Source organism: Methylobacterium sp. Leaf85 (assembly GCF_001422125.1).
In the GTDB taxonomy this organism is placed as follows: domain Bacteria; phylum Pseudomonadota; class Alphaproteobacteria; order Rhizobiales; family Beijerinckiaceae; genus Methylobacterium; species Methylobacterium bullatum.
Map to the genome: position 1 here is coordinate 282,352 of NZ_LMME01000033.1, position 22,330 is coordinate 304,681.

21 protein-coding genes and 1 tRNA gene are annotated in these 22,330 nt (G+C 64.8%); 7 read left to right on the plus strand and 15 right to left on the minus strand.

The features are described 5' to 3' along the window. Positions 1 to 185: 185 nt before the first annotated feature. The 8 genes from ASF08_RS21040 to ASF08_RS21075 form a co-directional block, all read right to left on the minus strand. A complete protein-coding gene (locus ASF08_RS21040) occupies positions 186 to 719 on the minus strand; it encodes a response regulator (RefSeq protein WP_056149189.1) in 534 nt (177 codons plus the stop codon). A gap of 625 nt (positions 720 to 1,344) precedes the next feature. After that, positions 1,345 to 3,117, minus strand: coding sequence for a S1 family peptidase (locus tag ASF08_RS21045; protein ID WP_056149191.1), 1,773 nt, complete (start codon positions 3,115 to 3,117; stop codon positions 1,345 to 1,347). A gap of 254 nt (positions 3,118 to 3,371) precedes the next feature. Continuing rightward, a complete protein-coding gene (locus ASF08_RS24385) occupies positions 3,372 to 4,568 on the minus strand; it encodes a metallophosphoesterase family protein (RefSeq protein WP_244474596.1) in 1,197 nt (398 codons plus the stop codon). An 877-nt stretch (positions 4,569 to 5,445) separates the two neighbouring features. Further along, on the minus strand, positions 5,446 to 6,258 hold the full coding sequence (locus ASF08_RS21060; RefSeq protein ID WP_244474597.1) for a plasmid partitioning protein RepB C-terminal domain-containing protein: 813 nt from the start codon (positions 6,256 to 6,258) through the stop codon (positions 5,446 to 5,448). Between the two features lie 91 nt (positions 6,259 to 6,349). Beyond that, positions 6,350 to 7,249 carry a plasmid partitioning protein RepB C-terminal domain-containing protein gene (locus tag ASF08_RS21065; protein ID WP_056149197.1) on the minus strand — a complete coding sequence of 300 codons (900 nt, stop codon included), beginning with the start codon at positions 7,247 to 7,249 and terminating at the stop codon, positions 6,350 to 6,352. Continuing rightward, positions 7,246 to 7,368 (minus strand): hypothetical protein, encoded by a 123-nt coding sequence (locus ASF08_RS26060; RefSeq protein WP_274534507.1) that lies wholly within the window; start codon positions 7,366 to 7,368, stop codon positions 7,246 to 7,248. The genes ASF08_RS21065 and ASF08_RS26060 overlap by 4 nt, the downstream gene beginning before the upstream one ends. A 520-nt stretch (positions 7,369 to 7,888) precedes the next feature. Next, a complete protein-coding gene (locus ASF08_RS21070) occupies positions 7,889 to 8,167 on the minus strand; it encodes a hypothetical protein (protein WP_056149199.1) in 279 nt (92 codons plus the stop codon). Positions 8,168 to 8,474: 307 nt separating this feature from the next. Next, positions 8,475 to 9,521 (minus strand): IS110 family transposase, encoded by a 1,047-nt coding sequence (locus tag ASF08_RS21075; protein ID WP_056149201.1) that lies wholly within the window; start codon positions 9,519 to 9,521, stop codon positions 8,475 to 8,477. On the opposite strand from ASF08_RS21075, the gene ASF08_RS26280 reads away from it, so the two are divergent. Beyond that, entirely contained in the window at positions 9,520 to 9,729 is a 210-nt protein-coding gene (locus tag ASF08_RS26280; protein WP_156629681.1) for a helix-turn-helix domain-containing protein, read from the plus strand. The two genes, ASF08_RS21075 and ASF08_RS26280, sit on opposite strands and share 2 nt — an antisense overlap. 343 nt (positions 9,730 to 10,072) lie before the next feature. Then, a complete protein-coding gene (locus tag ASF08_RS21080) occupies positions 10,073 to 10,777 on the plus strand; it encodes an AbiV family abortive infection protein (RefSeq protein ID WP_056149203.1) in 705 nt (234 codons plus the stop codon). 179 nt (positions 10,778 to 10,956) lie between these two features. Here ASF08_RS21080 and ASF08_RS21085 read toward each other — a convergent pair whose 3' ends face one another. Genes ASF08_RS21085 through ASF08_RS21095 form a run of 3 tightly spaced genes read right to left on the minus strand, consistent with a single transcriptional unit; the run spans position 10,957 to position 14,701 of the window. After that, entirely contained in the window at positions 10,957 to 12,111 is a 1,155-nt protein-coding gene (locus ASF08_RS21085; protein WP_162238983.1) for a nucleotide kinase domain-containing protein, read from the minus strand. A 14-nt stretch (positions 12,112 to 12,125) separates the two neighbouring features. After that, the gene (locus tag ASF08_RS21090; RefSeq protein ID WP_244474601.1) at positions 12,126 to 13,085 is read right to left on the minus strand and encodes a TylF/MycF/NovP-related O-methyltransferase; all 960 of its coding nucleotides are present in this window, start codon (positions 13,083 to 13,085) and stop codon (positions 12,126 to 12,128) included. Positions 13,086 to 13,090: 5 nt separating this feature from the next. After that, entirely contained in the window at positions 13,091 to 14,701 is a 1,611-nt protein-coding gene (locus ASF08_RS21095) for a thymidylate synthase (RefSeq protein WP_162238984.1), read from the minus strand. Positions 14,702 to 14,787: 86 nt separating this feature from the next. Between ASF08_RS21095 and ASF08_RS25105 the strand changes: the two genes are divergently transcribed. Further along, on the plus strand, positions 14,788 to 15,231 hold the full coding sequence (locus ASF08_RS25105; protein WP_156629682.1) for a hypothetical protein: 444 nt from the start codon (positions 14,788 to 14,790) through the stop codon (positions 15,229 to 15,231). 7 nt (positions 15,232 to 15,238) lie between these two features. Continuing rightward, the gene (locus ASF08_RS21105; protein ID WP_056149211.1) at positions 15,239 to 15,856 is read left to right on the plus strand and encodes a hypothetical protein; all 618 of its coding nucleotides are present in this window, start codon (positions 15,239 to 15,241) and stop codon (positions 15,854 to 15,856) included. Positions 15,857 to 16,244: 388 nt separating this feature from the next. Here the strand turns inward: ASF08_RS21105 and ASF08_RS25110 are convergent, their stop codons facing one another. Further along, positions 16,245 to 16,643, minus strand: a complete 399-nt coding sequence (locus tag ASF08_RS25110) for a hypothetical protein (RefSeq protein ID WP_156629683.1) — start codon at positions 16,641 to 16,643, stop codon at positions 16,245 to 16,247. Positions 16,644 to 16,859: 216 nt separating this feature from the next. Here ASF08_RS25110 and ASF08_RS21115 point away from each other — a divergent pair, with 216 nt between their 5' ends. After that, a complete protein-coding gene (locus tag ASF08_RS21115; RefSeq protein WP_056149215.1) occupies positions 16,860 to 17,489 on the plus strand; it encodes a hypothetical protein in 630 nt (209 codons plus the stop codon). A gap of 356 nt (positions 17,490 to 17,845) precedes the next feature. Here the strand turns inward: ASF08_RS21115 and ASF08_RS21120 are convergent. After that, positions 17,846 to 17,920 (minus strand) — tRNA-Gly (locus ASF08_RS21120). A 288-nt stretch (positions 17,921 to 18,208) separates the two neighbouring features. Here ASF08_RS21120 and ASF08_RS21125 point away from each other — a divergent pair. Continuing rightward, on the plus strand, positions 18,209 to 18,856 hold the full coding sequence (locus tag ASF08_RS21125) for a Maf-like protein (protein WP_056149258.1): 648 nt from the start codon (positions 18,209 to 18,211) through the stop codon (positions 18,854 to 18,856). Continuing rightward, positions 18,853 to 19,047 (plus strand): DNA gyrase inhibitor YacG, encoded by a 195-nt coding sequence (yacG, locus tag ASF08_RS21130; protein ID WP_056149216.1) that lies wholly within the window; start codon positions 18,853 to 18,855, stop codon positions 19,045 to 19,047. Before ASF08_RS21125 ends, yacG begins: the two co-directional genes overlap by 4 nt. A gap of 47 nt (positions 19,048 to 19,094) precedes the next feature. Here the strand turns inward: yacG and zwf are convergent, their stop codons facing one another. Beyond that, the gene (zwf, locus tag ASF08_RS21135; RefSeq protein WP_056149218.1) at positions 19,095 to 20,618 is read right to left on the minus strand and encodes a glucose-6-phosphate dehydrogenase; all 1,524 of its coding nucleotides are present in this window, start codon (positions 20,616 to 20,618) and stop codon (positions 19,095 to 19,097) included. Between the two features lie 89 nt (positions 20,619 to 20,707). Next, positions 20,708 to 22,144 (minus strand): efflux transporter outer membrane subunit, encoded by a 1,437-nt coding sequence (locus tag ASF08_RS21140; protein ID WP_056149220.1) that lies wholly within the window; start codon positions 22,142 to 22,144, stop codon positions 20,708 to 20,710. Between the last annotated feature and the right edge of the window lie 186 nt (positions 22,145 to 22,330).

A 22,330-nucleotide genomic window follows, 5' to 3' on the forward strand; every position in this document is an offset into this window, starting at 1 on the left:
TCCCCGTACAGGTTTTCTAGAGACGGAAGGCGCAATGCACCAAATGCATCACCAGCCGGAGGGAACCCGCGTCTGCTCACGAGCCACCCAGCCAAACGCACAGGATCGCCATTCTCCGGTCTCCATCCTAAGTGTAGCGGCGTCGGCGGCCCTCGCGCGCCGGACACGGCATCGGGTCGAGGCCCTCAGCCGCGGGCGGCGTTGATCACGGACCGTTCCAATATCCGGTCGCGGAACATCGTGTCCTTCCGGACGACGTCCGAAGCACCCCATCTCAGGGGGTCAGTCTCCGCATCCTTGGTAGGGGTCCCGCTTAACGTGATGACGTAACGGATACCTGGAAAGCGCTCGACTAACGTCGGCATCAGTTCCGCGAAGCCGACCTTGGACTGCCGGAAATAGTCATCGAGCACGACGACATCCGGCTTAAAGCGATGGAGGTTCTGGATGAGGTTGTCGAGCCGGGATGCCTTCCGAACGACCATGCCGCGCCTGGTCAGGACATCGGCAGCCGCGTCCCGGATCTCTCCCGCATCCTCGACCACCAGAACGCGGAGCGGTGCCTTCGGCTTCAGTCCCGGACGATGGAAAGACGGCGAGGACTGCCCATAAGGCACCGCGGCGTATCCAGAAAGGATGGAGGCAGCCTTCGACGACGTCGACCTCCGGGTCTTGCCGACACCGACCTTCCAGATCCCGGCGACAGTCCTCTTCTCCAATGCATGCTCCGAAAGGCCGGACCGGGACAGGGACCTGGTTGGAAAGCGCCGCCCACGCGATTGGGCGCGGGCCGGAAGCTCGCACGGCTGCCGGAACTTCGCAACGCGGCCCGTCCGCCTTGGGGTATCGTCCCCCACAGGCGAATGACCGGTTCTCGATATGCGTCGACCGTTCAAGGGCATGTGTTCGAAGTGTTTCATGGTCGGACACGGGACCAAGGGAAAAGAAGTTGCCGGGATCATCGTTCCTGATGCCGCCGCGCAACAGGACGCTTAATTGTCATCCGGGCAGACCAAACGATTGTCGCGATCGGTTTCGGATGGGCTTTCCCGGGCAAGGTCCCCTCAACCCGGTCGGCTTGTCTCGAATCACCCTTATCCGGCACGGCTTCCATTTGTGCACGGGCGATAGCCGGACGACGGAATCGAGTCAATGCGTGCTCGTCGATCGTCACATCCCCGCTAGCAGCAGTCACTTGCCCGCGGCGCCGTCCACGTCGGACCCACCACGTAATCATCCCCTTGAGGGCATACCACTCTAGGGGCGTCGCATTCGAAGTAGTCGAGCCTACGGTGGCGTCGTTGCGCACATCTCCCAGCGATGGCCCCAGCCCATCACATGGGTTTAGGCAATCGCCCCGTTCAGGGTGCCCGAGCGAATGGCCTCCGCGATTGAGCGTAGGCAAACCGCCTCGTTCGCCATGCCGATGGGCGGCCACCCCGGCAGATCCGTGTAAACGTCACCCTGGTGATGAAGCCCCACGACCTTGAGTTGGTCGCCATCAAGCACGGGGCTGCCGGACGATCCCATCTCGGTATGTGTCCTATAGCGCAGCACCCAGCCGGAGGCATCGAATCCCGGCGGGCGCCCGTAGCCCAGCAATGCGTTGTTGGCGAGGGAAAATCGCACGCCCTCGCAACCCAGCGGATGGCCGATGACGTAAGTGGTCCTCGGGAAGTGGTGGCCGCGGCCCCCACCCTCGGTGACCTCGGCCGCCTCCGCATCCCTGTACCTGTCGATGTCGATGTCGAGGGCCCATGCCCGCGCAGCATCCCGCAACGCCGGGTGGGCGATCCGGAGGAGCGTCACGTCGAGCGCATCGGGCGGTGAGTGCCAGACTTCAAAGACGTCCGTGGTCGGGGACCCGGGCTGGGAAGTGAACCGCACCTGCGCGTTCCCCGGAAGGATGTTCGCGTATCCCCGGCGATGGTAGCCCACGGACGCGACCGCGTGCGAACAGGTCAGGATCATGGCCTCGTCGGGCAGCCGACCCGTTCTATCGAGGTCACGTCCCCTCACCACGAAGCCCGTGGCCAGGATCGAGCCGTAGGTTCCCCTGTCGATCCGACAGACGCCCGCCCTTTTTCCGAGCAAGCCGTCCAAGAACTCTGCCGTCACCACGTCAGAGCCGTACGCTGCCTCGGCACATCGGTCACGCATCCGGAGCGCCGCGCCGAGGCTGTCGAAGCCCTCCGCGGTGACGTCGAAACCGCCGCCGGGGGTCTCCAGCAGCGCCAGCCTCACACGGTCGGCGAACTTCCTGGTCAAGGCGTCCGAACGGTCGTCCGACGATCGTAGGATGCCATTCAGCTGCCGCAGCGTGCCCCCGAGTTCGAACGCCGAGGGCTGCGCTGCGAGGAAACGTTCAAGGTAACGTGTGGCTTCCCCTTCGTCGCCCCGGACTAGGGACGCCTCGAACGCGGCGGCCGAGTCCCACCGATCCGGCACCGTCCCCTCCACCTCGACGATATCCAGGATCCCGACTGCACCCCGATCAATGTCGTCTGGGGACATTCCCCCCATCCAACACCGGAGGCTAAGGGCGTTGGTCGCCGCCCAGCGCGCGTTAGCCCGAGCCTTCGCCCGGTCAACACCAAGCCGTTCCTCGCCGCACCTGAGATAGGCTTCGATAGCGCCGGACGCCGCCAAGCGCCCCGCCTCGGACCCTCGACCGCGCTCCACTGCGAGATCCTTGAGTATCCGACCCTCCAGCCCGTGCCGGATGCCTTCCAGGTACGAGGCCCGCCGTATCTCGTCGTCAGCGCCCCCCCGAGGAGGCGTCACCGGAGGCAGGCCGCGGACCGCGAGCAGACCCAGGGCCGGTTGGCCCTGATCTATCAGTGCCTGCACCAACCAAAGGCGCACGCCGGGGTCCTCAAGGCCGGCAGTTGCCAATGCCTCGGCAACCGAACGGACGGCATCCATGCGTCGCGTGTCCGCTAATGTCATGAAGATCGCGTCGAGTGAGCCAGCGACACGCCAACAGCTGGTCTCGTCAAGCGCCGCAAGCACCTTTGTGCTGTCCCTTATCGCCTGCAGGGCCCCCGCCAGCGTATCGTCGCGATCACCGCCGCGCGCTAAGGCTTCCAAGGCCTCGTTCATCCGCTCCAGCGCCATGATCTCGCCTCCAAATGCTTCACGTGCCGCCCACGGTCAGCGTCATTCCCCATGGGCACCAAGAGGCCGGCTTGAAGGATGCGTCCCGGCCCTCGCCACCGCCTAGCGGGCGGAGGCGAGCTGTAAAGGATCCCCGTAGCTTGGGGGCGCCCCCCCCTTCCCGGCCGGAAGCCGGCGACCCGATTCTTGTTCCGCACCCCTCGGCGCCCGTTGGGGTCCGCCATCGTTCCGTGCGGCCCCCGTTCGACTTCAGGTCACGCGATCGTTTCGGCGTACACGGACCGTGTCGTGCCTTCCAGAACCTCGAAGTATTCTGCGTGGGAAGCCATGTCGGAGGTGCCCAGCGTGAGCATCGCGAAGCCGTGCGCGTAGATCCCCCGTTCCACCGAGGGCTCGGTGCCAGGAACCAGTTGCGGCGCATCGACGAGACCTTCCAGCGGCTTGCGTCCGCCCTCCTCCGCGAAGACCGGGACTGCACCATGGCCGATGCACCGGCCTCGGCCGAGTCCTGCGAAGGGCCGATATATGTCCAGCGAGTGCTCGTGTCCCCAAAACCATGCCGCTATCGGACCCGCGACCTGGAACTCCGCGAGCATGGCGAGCAAATGCGGGTTGCAGGCCGATGTCCCCGACGACCCGATGCGTGCGAACGCCGAGAAGAGCTGGTGATGCGACAGCAGGATCGTCCTGCCCCCGAATTCCCGTATCCGCCTGAGATGCCAGGCACGCTCGTCGGGTTCGACATATGTCAGGGCATCGGATACCCGAACCGGATTATAATCGTTCAGGCCCGTATCCATGGCCAGGATCTGCCAGGAGGAATCCATGCTTCGCAGGCAGAAGTAGCTCGCGGCTTGCCGAAGCGTCCCGGGGTTCAGTGCGGCGATCATCGGATAATATCCCACCCCACCGCAGTACATGTCGTGGTTGCCGGCGAGGGCGAAGACCGGGATGCGCTCACGGTTCGCCCCAAGCGCAGCCTCGATCGGTCGGATGAAGTTTTCGCGGCATTCGACCGGCGTGCCCGAGTAGTAGATATCGCCGAGATGCACGACGACGTCAGGCCGCATGTCGGCGATCGCCGTCAAGACGCGTTTGGCCGGTTCGGCTCCAGTCCCCCAATCGGCTACCAAGGCGATACGTGCCGCCGTCCGGATCGGCACGACGCTCTCCCCGGCAGCAGTCGGTCGGACGTAAGGGATCTCCCCCCGTGCACCGGCGACTCCGAAAAAGGCCACGTACTCTCTGATCGTCCGTGCCCAGTTTGGGTCGCACGGCCCGGCGGTAATCTCCCCTTCGATTCTCGCCGCTTCCGCCCCATCGCCTTCGACGAGGGCCTTCATGAGGCGATAGGCGAGGTCGGCGCAACGACGGACCGTGCGGGAGGTATCGACGAGGCTCTCAGGTGTTCCCGCCCCCCCAGCCGATCCCCCGCGGCGCTCATCCAGCACGGCGGCGGCCGCATCCTCGATCAGGCTCGTGTCCCCACGGTGTCCGGAAGGGGGGGCGCCGGTTGCCCTGGCCAGACTTTCGGGGCGCCCGCGGGCCGGGCGTGGGTCCGTGCGCCTAGCGACTTCCGCAGCGGCCGACTGGAATACAGAAGCGAAGTGGTCGTGGAAGGGACGTGGCAGATGATCCATGACTGCATTCCGCTTGATCCAGGCAGCGTGAGATAACGCCCCTCGCCTCGGCGTCCAGGGCCCCTAGCGCGAAAGCGTACGGATCGGCGCCGGCAACTCAAACACGTGGTTCTCCGGCGACCGCATCGCCGGCCAGTGCCGGATCCCATGCGCCGATCCTCGCACGAGAAAGCCGGCGCCCCTAGCGGTCATCCCCTCGCGACGCTCCGGTGCACCGTCTCCGTCACGGCGAGCGCCCCCGGTCTGCCGTTCCAAATCCGGCCATTGCGCGATCGATTCTCGAACCCTCGGCCTGAGCGGCGAAGGAATCGAACGGTCTCGACGAGGTCGCGTCGGAGACAGGTCCTGGGAAAGCTCGGCACCCACGGTGGCGACGATTTCGCCGGAGGGCAAAGCTGGGCTTCCGGGAAGGGCCGCTATTCCCGCAGGTAGCGCATGGCGGTGTCGAGGCCGACATTCTTGCCGGTCAGATATGCGATCCTTGCCTTTACCGCCGACCAGTGCCGTGCCGGCCGGTTCGCATCAATAAGGCCGCCCGACGTTCCTCGCGGTCCCTGTCCCGGGCCTCGTAGTAGGCATCATCCCCGAACCGACGCATCAGATTGACGACATCAGCCTCGACGAGGGCCGACCGGCGCTGCTTCTCGGCCCGATGCCTGCGCCACCATCCCAGCATGGGTTCCAAGCCTCAGGCTGCCTCGCCCTCCGGCAAGGTGGATGTGACCTCCGCGATCGAACGGAATGATTCTAAAAGCTTGGGGTAGCGATCTGCAAGGAAACGATGAACCTGCCGGTTGGCCAGCAGCTTCCCGAGGTACCCCTTGGCGACGGTCAGGTGGAGGTTGTCCCGGCTGAACGTATCCTGGATCGCACCCGCGGACATCTGGAGGTTTTCCAGTTCCCGATCCATCCGAGCCATCGCGGCGGGGGTCACGCCCTTCGGCTTCGCCTTGGCACCTACAACCAGCTCGCCCTGAGGCGTTCCGGCAAGGATCGCGGATGCGTAGGCGACGCTGTAGTTGTTGTGCTGGACCATGAGATCCGCGGCAGCCATCTGTCGAAGGGGTTGCATCTTTCTCAGGACGTCGAGGACCGCCATGGGGCAATGCCGATCCGACAGCTGGGCGGCAACCTCGTCGCAGATGCCATCCAGGATCTTCACGCGACGCTTCACGCTTACCACGTCCATCGACATGGCGGCCGCGATCTTCGCTTCGGGCACGCCCCGCTCCAGGGCGCGGATAATCATCGCCCGCTCCATCACCGGGGATATCCGGTTGACGTTGCGGTTGTATGTGAGTGCCTCGTCATCCGTGGAGACGAGGCACTCGACCTCGGTCTTCCCGTCGTCCATCAGGATCTCCACCCTGAGGTGACCGTCGAGCAGCAGGTAACGTCCCGGGGCCGCCGCATCCCTGGCGATCACGGGGGGCTCCACGATGCCGATCTCGCGGATGGACTGGGCGATCTGGGCGTACTTGTGGCTGGCCTCGACGGTCACCTCAGCGACTTCACCGGCATCAGCGCGGCGATCGGCACCACCACGAACTCCGGCTCGAAGCCGAGGACGAACGCCCCCCTTTCGATGTCGCTCATCCCAACCTCCCGGAGACGCGGGCATCGAGGTCCGACGGCATGCCGTCGAGACGCTCGGCCCTCAGCAGGGTCACGAAGGAACCGTCGGCCCTCAGCCTGCGCAAGGCCTCGACGATGAACATCAGGCGGGATTGAGTGAGTTCGGCTTTCTTGACGAGCATGCGTTCGCGATCCGCCTCCTGCTGGAAGGCCCGCATCAGGGCGACGGTCGAGGTCAGGCGGCGCGGCTGTTCCTTTCGGCCGAGCGGATTCTGATCCTGGTCCCGCCCCCGCTTCCGACGCGCTTCGAGGAGGCGGCGGGCCTTGGCGAGCTTTCCACCCGACAGCTTTTTCTCGGCATAGGCCTGGGCGAGAAGCGCCTGCAAACCGGCATCATCGGTCCTGGCGATCTCGGTGGCCACGCTCACGGGCAGGACACCGGTCTCCACGGCGGTGAGCAATCGCTCCTCACCGCGCTCGATGAGGCCACCGATCATATTCACCCACTGGGGCGTAAAACCGATCTTCGTGGCGATCTGTGCATCAGTGTGGCCGCGCCGCCGCAATGTTCCGACATCCTGGAGCAGGTCGGCCGGACGGTGCTGCCGCCGGGCGCAGTTCTCCACCAGGCTCATCACGAGGCAATCCTGCTCGCTCGCCTCGATCACGACGGCGGCGACCTGTGTCTGACCGAGTTCAATGCAGGCCTTGAGCCTTCCTTCCCCGCAGACGACCCCGTAGGCGTCCGATCCGTCCGGGGCGGGGATCCGCGTGACGGTGATGGGGCGCTTTAGGCCGACCCTGCCGATGTTCTGGACGATCTCGCGGAATCGCCGTATTTCGCGCGATCGCGGATTGAGCACCGTGATCCTGTCGATGGGGATCATGGCGACTTGTCTGCTGACCCGTTCCATCATGCCGCCTCCGTGAAGCTGGCCCGCGCGGCGAGCGAGAAGAAAAAGTCGAGATCGTCGAAGCGGTAGCCGTCGAGGGAGAGCCCGTTGCCATCGGCGAGACGCAGGTGCGGCTCGGTCATGTCGATGCTTGGAAGGAGCGACCCAATCCAGGCCGATGACACCGTGGGTCATCACGAACATGGGCCACTCGTTCGGTGGCGTCATGCCGAAGCGGATCGTCTACCCGGCGATCGGGGTCGAGTATCGCACCAGGGTCCGGCAAGGATAGCCATCCGCCCGAGGCTTGCGGTATCGCGGTCTCGCCCGGATTTTGAGGTCGGGACAGCCGAAGCGTCGTCACGCATCGGATCCCGTCGAGTTGTCGTATCGCCTGCCATCCGAACGCCCTGGCCGATTACAGTGGGCGGTTGCGGGATCAGGTTTCGTTGACCAATTAACGGCCAAGCCCGAACCCGCCGGGCGTCCTCGACGACTGCATGACCGGCGCACGCTTGCGTTCGACCGTCGACCGCGAGGACGGACAAGGCAGCCGGGAGGGACGCCAGTTGGTCGATTTCAAGAAACGTCTCGGCGGCAAGGGCGCCGTGTCACCACGTTTGCTAGAAGGTCCGCACGTGGTGGATAAAAGACTTGCCTATGTCAGAGGCTCAAAGCGATGCACTCGAACGTGCTGCACTTCATGCCGCCTGTCAGCGGCGCGTTCCGCCAGTATTTCACCGTTCCGATCCCGCAGATGGGACATGGTGCTTGGGAGGCGAACGGTTGATGATCTCGCTCCCGCTCGAAAGCCCTGATCAAGTCGTAAGCCGGTGCCATCGCCTTCTCGACACGATCGCCAAAACCTGGACGGGGCTCGCCGGAGCGGTTCGATAGTTCGGCCTTGAGGCCGTCCCAAAGGGCCTTCGCATCGGTCGTCATCTTTTATTCATAACGCGAGGTCGCCATTGGTCGATAGTTCGCATTCCCCACTCGCGCTGGGCGCGCTCGGAAGTGAGGTCATCGCAACCTTGATTTCGCACCCACGGGGCTCTTGGCTTCTGTCCGTGGTCGGCACGATGACCGCCACATGATCGCGTTCCGATGAGAGGCGAGCCTATATGCGACAGCGGACTTGGCCAGAGGCCAGCACACCCGTCATTCCGGCTTCACCTCCCGCCCATCCCCGTGAGGACGACCCTTCGAGACTAGGCGCGCCCAGCCTCGATCCCTGTGATCGGTGAGATGCCTACGCGGCAGCGGCTGCCGGAGCCTTGATCGCGCTGAAGCGGAAGGTCGTGCCGTCCACCCACATCCGGTGCATCACCACCGCCATCTTACGGGCCAGCGCCACCGTTGCCCGCTTGTTGCCCTGGCGCTGCGCCACCTTCGTGGCCCAGACCTTCAGCCCGGACCACTTCTTGACCCGATGCAGCATGACGTGCGCAGCCTCGAACAGTGCGGCGCGCGCCTCGGTGTCACCGGTCTTGGTAATCCTCCCGTTCCGGTCCACCTCGCCGGACTGGTGCTTGCGCGGTACCAAACCGAGGATCGCCCCGACCGAGCGCGACTTGGCGAACCGGGCCGGGTCCTTGATGGCAGCGATGAAGGTCAGACCGACCACCGCGCCGACGCCCGGCACGGTCATCAGCCTGCGGCAGACCGCGTGCTCACGCGCGATCTCCAGCACCATCCGGTTGAGCCGGTCGAGCGAGAGCAGCATCGCCGCGTGTGCCTGCAACAGCACGTCGAGGATGGCAGCCACGCGCGGCAGGTCGGCCGTCAACTCGCGCACCCGTTCCGAGAAGGTGCGGCGCTTGGCGGTGCCGAGCTTGATCCCGAACAGACAGAGCGAGCCGCGGATCTGGTTCTCCACGTCGCCGATCTTCAGCACAAGTGTCTTCCGGCTGGTGAGCAGGGTCCGTAGCTCCATCGTTCGACGTGCCTTGACGTGGACCTGCCGGAACCATCCGGTGCGCAGCATTTGGGCGAGGCCGCGTGCGTCGTTGCGGTCGGTCTTGTGCGTCATCGCGACCATCGCGGCGCGGGCGTGCCGTGCATCCATGCAGATGACGTTGGGCACGCCGAGTTCGGTCATCTCCTCGCAGAGCCACCCTGCCAGCGCACCGGTCTCCAGGCCGACGCGGGTGAACGGTAGCCCGAATGCGCCGAGCCACGTCGCCAGCGCCTCCGGTTCGCTCGCAACCTTGGCCTCGCGGAGGATATTGCCCTCTTCATCGACGACGCACACCGAGGTCTCGGCCAGCGAGACATCGAGACCGTCATAGTAGCGCATGAGCCTGCTCCCGGATGATCGGTCGTGGGCTGATCCCCGGCAGACCGGATGGCACCATCGAGCAGCTTGCCACGATCCGCGACGCCGGGAAGGCTGGCGACGGCCCGATTACCCGATCTGCGCAATCGGGGACCTAGCCGAGCTGTTCTCGGTCTCGCGGTCCACAGTCTATCGAGTGCTCGCTCGCCAGCCGATCTCATCAGGCTGACCGTTTTCCCAGACCGATGGGCTCGTACAGGTTGCGGTCCCGTTGGGCATCGGTCTTTACTGGCTGGCCTTCACGGGTCGGGCGTACACTGGGACGCGACGCGTCCGTATTGGTGGCTCCGCAGACGATGGCGCGGTCACCGCCTCCGTCATTCACCTCGTAGCAGGATCATTGGACGACCTTCCGAAAATGATCAGGGTGCCACGACGAGTATCCATACAGTGGTAGTGGCCGATAGGTCTCGACTAGGGCATAAACGGTCGGCAGGTCGTTGGGCTAGAATTTCGGGGTAATTGCTGGGTCACGCGACAGCACTTCGATGAGGAAGCTGGTAAGCAGTCCGATGAAAGATCTTGATCTTATAACCCTGTGTCAGGGTATCGTTGCCATCAAAGATAATGCGCTTGAACTGTTGGACGACGCAAAAATTCTGCGCGCCAACAGCAAGCTGTCCCGAGCTTATGCTGCTGCTTACATGGCTTGTGAAGAAAATGGCAAGATTTCCATTTTGCTTGGCGCCGCCACACAAATCATCATTGGTCGCTCTGTCGATTGGAAATCGACGGCCAAGCGGTTTAGATCTCATAACTCCAAGGCCAGCCAGTTTATGGCCTTAGCGAATTCAATTCCAATACTGGAAGTCGCTGTTAAAGAAGGCCAGAAATCTGTTAGTCTCGACGAGGTACTGCTCAAATCATTCATCGGCGTCAACGTGGGTCCCATGCTTTTCCATACACGGAACGCATCGCTTTATTGCGATTTCGTTGATGGGGTTTTCAAGCGACCGTCGGACGTGATCACAAGCGAGATTGTGGATCGGATGATCAATGCGGCGGAAATCAACATCCGCGCTGCAACTGTGCTCGCATGCGACACGGCCGAGGAAACCGCAAAGAAGCTGACAGAGCGGACATCGGCTCAACGGCACGACGCGATCATGGATTCGATGCGCGACTTTGTAGACGATTTTTATGCCGACCCGCCTACTAACGAAGATAGGGCGGCGATAGTGGAAGAAATTTACACCCGCAAGGCCTCAAAGAAATAGCCGATCACGAGCGGTAGCGCTCTTTGAGAGCGGCCACGACGTAGCGGGCCGACCCGCGGCTGCTCGACCGCCAGTCCCAAAGGACTGCCGAGAAGCAAGCGTTCCAAGCGTCGGCTAGAGGTCGGTGGCAAGGCGGACCAAGTGTGAGGTTTTGCCCACCAGGGCCTCAACCCTCAGCCTTAGAGAAGCATCGCGGACACAGCGATGTCACGGGGCTTGTCTTGAGAGCGGTTATGTCGAGGTCCGCGTTTGCCGAGACGTCGGTTCGCGTCGGCGCCGGAGCCCGCCTGGGCATCATCAAACCCAAGGGTCATCTGCGGGACGACTCCGTCGCTTGGGCCCGGCGGCACCATTGAGCCCGGCGGGACGGCAAGTTGCCATTTAGGCGGGAAGAACAAGTCGAGCCGCTGGGACGACGCTGAGAAGCGCGCCTTAATTCGCGAGCGGTTGCTCGCGAGCTCGGGCACCGCCTCACGGCAGTATTTGTCAAGCTCGCAAAACAGCCCCTGGCAATCGATCGCATGCAGCTTTCGTCCGAAAAGGCCCGTGAATCTTAACCCCAGCCGCTCGAACTCGGCGTCTTGCCGTTCCACCATCCAATGGATCGCGTCGGTAGGAGTGAAATCGCCGAGCGTATGGAAAGCTTTGCGCAACCCGCGCAGTGCCCCCGGGCCAGCCTGCGTGTAATCGTCCTCCGAAAAGCCAAGCAGATCGGAGTAGTTTAGATCCACTGCCGTCTGATAAGCCATGAACGGCCCCATAAGGGGGAAACCTTCGAGGGCGCGCACCACGCCTTCAAGAGAGTTGGAGCCCCGCACGGATTCGTGAAGGTGACCTTCTCCAAACATGTGCTTGAACAGGCCGACGTGGTTTCGGTGCTTCTCGTCGAAACCGTATGCCTTGTTGGCGCAGAGGATGAAGGCGCCGGTGTAGAGACCTCCGTTTGAAGCCTTCACCTGATCCAAGGCCTGCTCGAACCGCCCCGACATTAGGTCTTCGAGGTGGGGCGCGCGGCCGAGCGCGGAACGAACGCCCTCCCAGGTTGCTATGTTACTGAAAGTCCGGAAGGCAACGATCTGGAAAACGCGGTCGGCGTACGAGCCAGCATCGTCGGCATAGGCGACGCTGCGGATCATGTACTGCGACACGCGGTCCGCCGCCCGGAAGACGTTGCAGAATTTGTACGTGTTCAGGATCGGGTCGGAGGTCCATGGCCCCGGCTTGCCGGACACGCGTCGCTCAAAGGCTTCATGGCGTCGGGCGGCGAACGTCCAGTAAATATCGTATACCCCCGGACGTGGGACTGGGGGCGCAAGGCGGGCGTGCGTATGCATGTTGCTGGCCTTAGTTACGCTACCCTGAGGAAGACGCCGGTGTCGTGAAGGTTGAAGTATCGGCTGTCGTCGATAAGGCGGGCCGCGGCGATGCGTTCGCCCACCGTGTAGAGGAAGCGGTCACGTCCGGCCCAGTGGTCGAACACGATTGCCCCCCCAACCGCCACCCGGTCCGCGATCACGTCAAGGATCGCAGAAGCAGAAGCGTGATTGTCCGTGTCGACGAAGGCCAGGACCACCGCTTCCGCCGCCAGCCGCCCCACGGTTTCCACGACGTCGCCAGCCACGATCTCGACGTTACGGCCCTCAAGGTATCTGCGCGCTGCCGATTCGTCCAAGAAGACGCAGTCGGGGTGCCGGTAGAGGTCGAGGATGCTGCGGGAGGAAGGAAATCCGTTAAACGTGTCGAAGCCGATCACCTTCCAATCCATGCCGAATGCCTCGACGAAGCGTGACAGCAACATCGTGGTCCCGCCCCGGAACATTCCAAATTCGGCGACAACCCCCTTCAGGCCAAGTCGGGCGGCCGAGCGCATGCATTGGTAGATATGGATCTGGCAGTTCGGGTAACCGTTCGCAAGCGAGGGGACCAACGCGTCGCGAACGACCTGCGCGAATACGGCGTCGCGAAACCCAAGGTGGCCATATCCGCCCAGGAATATGCGGGTGCCGGGTTCGAGATGCGGCTCCATCGCGACGAGGAGCGCTTCCTTTCCGGCGTCTTCGGCCACCACCACCATGTCCGGGCGGTCCGACGCGAGGCGTTCGATGGGGGCGTAGCCCCCCTCGGCGGGACCAGCGTCGTAATCGCCGTCTGGGGCATACATTCCAGTCAGCCTGTTGAAGGAACCGAGCGACGAGAGGAAGCCGATGACCTTCGCCGTCGCGGCCGACCGGCCAACGAGCCCGACCCGCGCGCCCGGCCGAAGCGCCAGCGCTTCCGCCAGCTCGTCCAGCAACTTGGAGAGATCCACGGGCGTCAAGACTGTTCACCCCCTTCCCGGGAAACCGCTTCTGCGGCCACGAACGCACGTACGGCCGCCGGCTTTACGCACGCCGAATCCGCTACGATACGGCGCGCCGCATCACGTAATTGATCCGAAAGGTCTCGAATGACCGTCAAGCTCGCACCATCGGTTGCCGAGTGCCAGAGCCTCTCGAAGATTTCCACTGCATTCCGTATCGCGGGCTCAGGATCGGCATCCCCGGCCTCAAAGCCGTCGCGGTCGATCAATCCCTCGAAGTTCGCATCGTGGTCGCTAAACGGGACCGCCGCGTCGGGGGGCAGCAGGCCAGAGGGATCGTCTCGCTCCTCCAGGAGAAGCCTGTACTTCGTCGCGTAGACGTAAAGGTCGATGGCGGTATCGAGAACAGCCTCGTCGCCGGCCCGGTAGCCGTCCCGCAGGAACACCTCCAACCGGTCTATCTTCCGCGCTACATTCGGAAGCACGCTAACGAGTTCGCCACGCCGTTTCCAGGCTGCCCCGTAGAGGCGGTCCTTGCGCGCATGCAATCGTTTGATGCTTTGCTTGAAGCGCTGGTCCGTGGCGCCCTGCATGGTGGTGGCGGCGAAATAGTCGGCCAGCCCTCCAGATCTCAGGGCGGACAGCCGGTCGGGCGCATTTCGCGAGAAGTGCTCCCAAACCGCCGCGGCAACATCCGTGGTGGGCAGTGCTGAAAGTTCGGCTCGAAGCCTCTCTTCACCCCAAGAAACGGACCCACACCGGACCCTCAGCGCCTGGAGGCAAGCCCGCAGGAACGGGTCCGCCACGGCAGTCCCTTCAGGTATCGGCGCATCCGGATCGTCGGCCATCGCCGCCTCAGCCTCGAACCACGCTAAGAGGGTCGGGACGAAAGCGTCCCACGGGGTTCGGAACTCCGCGCGGGTGATGCCGAAATCATATGGAGTCAGACCGTGGAAGCTTTCCGCGATGCGCTCCGCACGGGACCAGTGCCGCTCGTAGACATGGAAGGAGGAAGCGATCCATGTCTGCCGTCCAACGGCCACGCCAAGCCAATGCGCCAGCATCTCGTGTAGCACGCTCCACTCGAATGCATTTGCCCCCGAGAAACCCCATACTGCGTCGTTGCTCCGGACAGCCACGGCGAGGTGGAGCCGTCCGTCACGGATGATCCAGCTCAGCCAATTGTTGCATGGGATATCGGTGGTCGCGGTGAGGTCTATTTCGGGGTCGAAAAGGCTCATGACGGCCCTGCGGCTTGCAGGGTCCTCGCTCAGGATGCGCTTGACGTGAGCTAACTGGTCTATGCCGGCCGGCGGACGCCACCGCCGAAGCCGGGGGCCGTATGCCCCTCGCCAGGTCTGTCCCCCATCGTCCGAGAACTCACTGGCACGGGTTAGGTAGCGGGATAGCCATTCGACATCGTCGCGCCCCGCGACGACCCAGAGCGCCTCGGCGATCTGCGCGAAGACATCGTTGCGACGCTCGGGCACAAAGAGAAACCGTTCAAGCGGCCGCTCCAGGACCGTGACCTGATGGATAAGTTCCTTCGTCCTATGTTCACCGACCGTGACCTCATCACCCGCCTCCATCACGGCGCCAATGCCCTCCACGGTCGCAAAGCTCACGTTTCGCGATCTCACCAACATTGAAGAGTCTCCGACCAGGGCCATATCTACTTAAGGTAGAAATATCCACACGCAGAGGGTTAGCAATGCCAATCGACGTGAAAGGCGACCGCGTTTTCGTCTGCCCGGTTCCGGGCCGAGAAGCGGAGGTCGGCGCGCTGCGAGATCTTATCGAAGCCCTCGGCGGGACGCTTGTCTGCGCGGATCGCATCAAGCTGGGTGATTTCGAGGCATGCCTGGCGGCTGCGGACGTCGTTGTCATCCCGCTCTGCCCTGAGAGCATTGCTGATCCCCAGGTCGCGGCGTTGGTCGATGCTGCAGCCCAGGCGGGAAAACGGGTCGTTGGCGTATGGCTGACCGGGTGCGAGGGCCTGTCTGTCCCGCCATCGCTCGACCGGGTCGGCAGCGGGGCCGTTGAGAACAATGGCGAAAAGATCCGGAAGGCCGTCTTCGGCAAGGAGCCGGTGTGGGAGGAGCCCGACGGAAGCCCTAGGCCACCCCAGCAATTGCCGCGAAAGAAGAAGTGCTGAGGTTGACATGACCGTCTGGTGCTACACCGTCGCGCAGGACCACGGCTTCGCGCCAAACCCGTTCTACGGCGTCTTGACCCTCGCCACCTGCAAGCCGCTCATTCGCAAGAACGCTCAGGTTGGTGACTGGGTGCTCGGCATGGGGGCATCGGGGTATCGCTACCGCGGGCGCGCGGTTTTCATTATGCGCGTGACGGAGATCACAAATTACGACGCCTACTGGCGCGATCCTCGTTTCGCCCCGAAAAAACCCATCGTCAACGGTAGCTTCATGCAGAGGTTCGGCGATAACATCTATCATCGCTCCTCGGCTGATGGCCCCTGGATCCAGGCGGATTCCCGGCACAGCAAGGTTGGGGGTGTTGTGAACCAGGAATTTCTGAAGAACGATACCGGTATAACTGACCGCGTCCTGCTGTCCGAAGAATTTTTATATTGGGGAGAGCAGGCACCCACATTGCCCGTTAACCTCGGAGCTTTCACAACGATCCGGCGGAATCATTGTCGGGATTTCTCTACGGCGGACGTCGCCGCTCTGTTGCGGTGGTTTAGGCGACGGAACGAAAGAGGGTGGGTCGGATATCCGTTCGAATGGAGGTCTGAGCGCCTTCGGCGATGGAGATGAAGGCCGCACGAACAGCTCACGCCATAACGTCGACCAAACTCCTTTGAGCATTGCCAAGACATAGCCGTCGTCCGTAGTTGGATAGCTCAAGAGCAAAGACGGGCGTTGCTCTTGATGATGGCCAAGCATTACAACGTATGGGGGCTACATGTTGAGGGCCATCCTTGGGGGAAAGGGGCGTCGGCTGCCGGATACGGCGCGGCCAGGGGACTCGTTCAGAAGCATCTTCCGTAGCACTGAGGATCCGCTGACGGCTGCGGTTTTCTCGCGTCTTGCGTACCTCGATCCGGTCCTCCTCTGGGCCATCCTGAGATGCGCGACGCGCGCCGAGTTGCCTGTCGGCACCCCGCCAATCCGGTTGACGGAGGCACAGTTCTGGCCCGGATGGTCACTGACCACGGTCGCCGGCGTCCGGAGCGTCGAGCCCGACATCTTCATGCGATTCGACATCGGCGATCCACCGCGACGCATCGATCTCGTCGTCGAATGCAAACGCGGGGATGGACATGACCGCTGGCAATGGGGGCGGGAATGGCGCGCCCATGCGGAGACATACCCCGACGAAGATCCCGACAGGGACGTCGTACTCCTCGCCGTTGGCAGGTGGGGCAGGGCGCCGCCCATGGAGGTCGCCTCGATCCTGGGCACACATCAAGATCCAATGCCCGAAGATTTCCGCGCGGTCGCGATGGACTGGCGCGACCTGACGGACACGCTGGCGCAGCTGGTGCTCCACGATCGAGACCGTCGCATCGTCGAGGATATTCTCGACGCGCTCGCCCTGCATGGCCACCTCCACGTTCGTCAGATGAAGAGTCTCGCACGGGAGCAGGCAGCCTTCGAGCGGTCGCAGGAGGCGTTGGCAACCCGCTCTCTTCGGGTACCGGATGAACCGCGGCAGGACCGTGGGGCTCATCCAGATCCACTCGCCGGCTGGCCTGCGCGCGTTGAGACCATGCGCTCGGGGCCGGCATCCCACGACTCCCTACGAAGGATGTGACGCATGCCCGAGGTGGATCCCGCGCTCGCCGAGGCCCTGACCGACGTACGCAAGGCGTACAGGCTCGTCTGGTCTTACCAGCGTCGCGTCTTAGACCTCGCGCAGATTGTGCTTGCCGCCTTCCCCGAGCACGAATTCTATGCGTGGCGTCCAAGGGTCGGCGATCCGCCGCCGCAACTGACCGGCGATCCGATGAAGCGCTGGGCCTGGGACTTCCTACCGCTGGCCGAGGCCTGCTTCCTGTTCCTGCCCGGGGGCGCCGACCGGAATGCCCCAAAGACCGGTGAATGGATGGTGGAGCTTCGCGTTTGCGTCGACAGTGGGCATGATGGCTACGACGAGGAAGGCGAGGTCGATCCCACACGCTTCGAGCCGGCGGAGGCCTGCACCTCATCGCTGTGGCTCTACATGTGGCTCTGCGACCAGGGGGTATCGAAGAACTGGTTCAATTGGGTCTGGCAGCGCGGCCCTCGGCCGGATGTCGACGGAACGACGGTTCCGCACCCGGAAGGTCCGTTCCGCGTCGTGCGGCGCCGAGTCGATCTCGCGACCCTGCCGGATCGGGCATCCGTCGAGGCCATGGTCGCCGACTTCCGGACGATGGCAATACAGGCCTTGGGAGTACCAGCCTAGGGTCAATGTTTCGCGGCGGTGCGCTTGGAGAGTGGCCGGACCCGATCAAATGCTGCGCGCATCAACCGCATCTGAGGCTCGAACTCTCCTAGCACTTAGTAACCGGCCAGCGGGGCATACATGGACGCGCCCCAAAAAGCTGGACGATGCAATTTCCGCACGGTTGGATCGTGCCCATAGGAAGGCAATCGCGGAGCTCCGGGCCCCCGATGCCTGCGAGGCCGAGATCATAAGCTCGGGGAGGCTGATACCACAACGCCTACCATTAAAGTGGTATCGGAGTGGTATCGATGTGCTATCAACGAAATTCCAGGAATTCTCGGCCCAGCCTAAGCGATTGGAATCACTAGAATTTTTGGAGCGGGCGATCGGGATCGAACCGACGACATTCAGCTTGGGAAGCTGACGTTCTACCACTGAACTACGCCCGCGTGCCGACAGACGGAAACGGTCTCGACAGGCGAGTTCCGGCCCTTCAGCGGGGCGGACCATATCAGAGCGGCCCGCTTTGTCCACGGTCTCGTCGCGGCGTGCCGCGCGGGTTCACGTTCCCAAGGGGCGGGCTTTCCGATAGCGTATAGGCCGGTCCGGCCCATTGATCCGGCCCATCGCGCGACCGGGTCGGCTCGCCCCTTCGGCACGGCGCCCATCCCCAGCATGCGGATTGTCAAAAAGCACCGATGGATATCTCCTCCGCGCAGGGCGGCACGCACGCCACGATGAACGACGCCTCCGGCGGGTCGCCCCGCCTCGGCCCTCGTCTCGTTCTCGCCTCGGCCTCGCCGCGCCGGCTGGCGCTGCTGCAGCAGGCGGGCCTCGAACCCGACGCCCTGCTGCCCGCCGATATCGACGAAACCCCCAACACGTCCGAAGCACCGCGCGAACTCGCCCGGCGCCTCGCCCGGACCAAGCTCGACGTGGCGGGGGACGCCGCCCGACGTCGCGACGACATGCGCGACAGCTACATCGTCTCGGCCGATACGGTGGTGGCCGTGGGCCGGCGCGTCCTGCCGAAGGCGGAACTGGCCGACGAGGCCACGGATTGCCTGCGCCTGCTCTCCGGGCGCCAGCATCGCGTCTATACGGCCGTGTGCGTGCTCTCCCCCAAGGGCAACCGCCGCGAGCGCGTGGTGGAGACGCGGGTGCGGTTCAAGCGCCTCTCCGGCCGCGACATCGAAAGCTACATCGCCTCGGACGAGTGGCGGGGCAAGGCCGGCGGGTACGCCATCCAGGGCCTTGCCGGTTCCTTCGTGGTCAAGCTCGTCGGCTCGTATAGCGCCGTGGTCGGCCTGCCGCTCTACGAGACGATCAGCCTCCTCGACGGCGAGGGCTTTCCCGTGCGGCAAGCCTGGGGGGCGATGGCATGAGCGGGACCGTTCCCCCCAAACGCAAGCCGGAGCCGTGCCCGGTCTGCGCCAAGCCCGCGCAGGCGGAGTTCCAGCCCTTCTGCTCGACCCGCTGCGCCGATATCGACCTCGGCCGCTGGCTCACCGACCGCTATGCGATCCCCACCGACGAGGACGAAACCGAGGACGAGGCCCCGCCGCACTCATCCTGAGGGGAAGCCTCGGAAGAACATCTCAAACAGGTCCTGACGCGCGAGCCTCACACCTCCGCGAGGGGTAGCCAGGCCCGCCCGTCGCGGGCGAGCAGGGCCTCCGCCCCCGCGGGTCCGTCGCTGCCCGCCGCATAGGTCTCTACCGGAGCATCCCTCCAGGCCTGGATGAGGGGATCGACGGCGGCCCAGCCCGCCTCGATGGCGTCGGCCCGCTGAAACAAGGTCGGGTCGCCGACCATGCAATCGTAGATCAGGGTCTCGTAGCCGACGCTCGGCGCCTCGGCGAAGAAATCGCCGAACCGCACGGAGGAGGTGACCGCGCCGAGGCGCATGTCCGGCCCCGGCCGCTTGGCGTTCCACTGGGTGCTCAGCCCCTGGTCCGGGTCGATGTGGAGGTGCATGACGTTCGGCGCGAGAGCGGTGCCCGCGAACAGGCCGTGACTCGGCGGCTTGAAATGCACGGCGATCTCGGTGAGGCGCCCCGTCAGGCGCTTGCCGGTGCGCAGGTAGAACGGCACGCCGGCCCAGCGCGGGTTGTCGATGGTGAGCGTCAGGGCCGCGTAGGTCTCGGTGCGGGAATCGGCCGAGACGTCGGCCTCCTCGCGGTAGCCCCGCACGGCATGCCCCTGCTCTTCGCCGGGCGCATACTGGCCGCGCACCGCCCGGTCCGGCGTCGCCGGCCGCACGGCCTCCAGAATCCGCGCCTTCTCGTTGCGGATGTCCTCCGCATCGAAACTGCCGGGCGGCTCCATCGCCACCATGGACAGGAGCTGGAACAGGTGGTTCGGCACCATGTCGCGCAGCGCACCGGTGGGCTCGTAGAAGCCGCCGCGCTGCTCCACGCCGATGGTCTCGGCGGCGGTGATCTGCACGTGGTCGATGTGGCGGGCGTTCCAGATCGGCTCCAGCATGGCGTTGGCGAAGCGCAGCGCCAGGATGCTCTGCACCGTCTCCTTGCCGAGGAAGTGGTCGATGCGGAACACCTGACTCTCGTCGGCCTGGTTCAGGATGCGGGCGTTGAGGGCGCGCGCCGAGGCGAGATCGGTGCCGAACGGCTTCTCGATCACCACGCGGCGGAAGGCGCCCTCGCCTTCCTTCAGCAGGCCGGCGGCGCCGAGATGGTCCACCACCGGGCCGAAGAAGCGGGCGGAGACGGCGAGGTAGAAGATCGCATTGCCGCCGATGTCCCGGGCGAGCCGCTGGTACGTCTCCGCCGCCTCGAAATCCCCCTTGGTGAAGGTCAGGCGCTCACGGATGAAGCCCCAATGGGCGGGATCGATGGAGTCCGGATGGAATTCGGAGGTGTGGTCCTCGGTGAAGGACTGCATAGCCTGCGAGAGGTCGTCGCGCCATTGCTCGCTCGTGCGGTCGTTATGGTCGACCCCGACGATCTTGAGCCCGTCCGCCAGCAGGCCGTCCGAGGCGAGGTTGTAGAGGGCCGGCATCAGCAGGCGCTTCGTCAGGTCGCCGGCCGCCCCGAAGATGACGAGGGTACATGCCGGCGCCGTCCTGACCTCGTCGTTGGCGCGGGGCTGCTTGCCGTCGTTCACTGTGGCATCGGGATGGATCATGGGACGGGACACTCCGGGCATCGACGGCGGCGACGCCGGTCAAACCGCCGATGCCCTGCGCCGTTCCGACCGATGGTGCAAGGCAGCGATCACTCGTCCGTGCGGACCGCCTGTCCCCGGTCGATCGGCAGGCGGTCGCCCTTGAGTTCGTCGGGTGTCGGAAGGCTGCGCACGTCCCAGCCGCCGCCCAGCGCCCGGATGAGGCTCACCGCCGTGGTGAAGCGGTTGAGCCGCACCTGCAGGGCGGTCACTTCGTTGTTCAGTTCCAACGCCTGGGCGGTGATGACGGTGGTGAAGTTCTGGGTACCCGCCCGGTACTCGTTGAGGGTGATCTCCACCGCGCGGCGGGCCGAGGCCACGGCCTCCTCCTGCGCCGCCTGCTGGCGGGCGAGGATGCGCACGCCGGCGAGCCCGTTCTCCACCTCGGCGAAGGCGGTGAGCACGGTCTGGCGGTAGGTCGCCACCGTGGCGTCGTAGGCGGCTCTCGCGATCTGCACGGCGGCGGTGCGGGCGCCGCCATCGAGCAGGGTCTCGCTGCCGGCCGCGGCCACCGACCAGACCTGGTTCGCGGCCGAGAAGACGCCGTTGCTGGTCAGCCCCGAGACGCCGCCCGAACCTGAGAGGACCAGGGTCGGGTAGAAGGCCGCCACGGCGACGCCGATCTGCTCGCTCTGGGACTGCACGCTGCGCTCGGCCTGCGCGATGTCCGGGCGCCGCTCCAGCAGGGTGGAGGGAATGCCCACCGGAACCGCGGGCGGTGCCTTCGGCAGACTTCCCTTCGGCAGGGACAATTCAGAGGGCGGCCGTCCGATCAGCGTCGCGATGGCGTGTTCGAAGGTCGCACGCTGCAGCCCCACCGCGATGGCCTGGGCCTGGGTCGACTGCACCTGCGTCTGCGCCGTGATCACGTCGGAACGGGCCGCCACGCCGGCATTGTACTGGTTCTCGGTGATGGCGAGGCTCTTCTTGTAGGCCTCCACCGTCTCGTCGAGCAGGCGCTGCAGGGAATCCTGGTAGCGCAGGCTGAAATAGTTGGTGGCGACCTCGGACTGGATCGCCAGGCGCACGGCCGCCAGATCCGCCGCGCTCGCCTGAGCATTGGCGACCTCGCTCTCGATGTTGCGCCGGATGCGGCCGAACAGGTCGAGCTCCCACGAGGCCTGGGCCTGGAGCGAGACCGAGGTGCGCTCGGTGCCGAGCGTGCGCGAGCGCGTGATCGTCGGCGCGCCGATGACCGTGGGGTAGAGCGCCGAGCGCGCCTGGGCGACGAGGCCGCGCGCCTGGTCGTAGGAGGCCAGGGAGACGCGCAGGTTCTGGTTGTCCACGTCGACGAGCCGGATCAGCCGGTCGAGGGCGGGATCGCGGAACACGCGCCACCAATCGCCGCGCTCGGCCCCGTCATTGGGCTGCGCCGCGCGCCACCCCTTCCGCGTGGCGACATGGGCCACGCTGTCCTCGCGCATCCCCCCCTGCTTGAACGCCAGCGGCGTCTCCACGGACGGGCGCGAGTAATCGGGCCCGACCATGCAGCCGGAGAGGGTTGTCGCGAGGGCAAGGAGGGGCAGGCACCAACGCCCCTTCCCTCCCCCCCTTGCGGGGGAGGGTGGCCCTCGCGTCAGCGAGGGTCGGGAGAGGGCCGCGCCGTATCCGGAGAGGTCGCCCCCTCTCCCGCCTGCTCCGCAGGCACCCTCCCCCGCAGAGGGGGGAGGGGG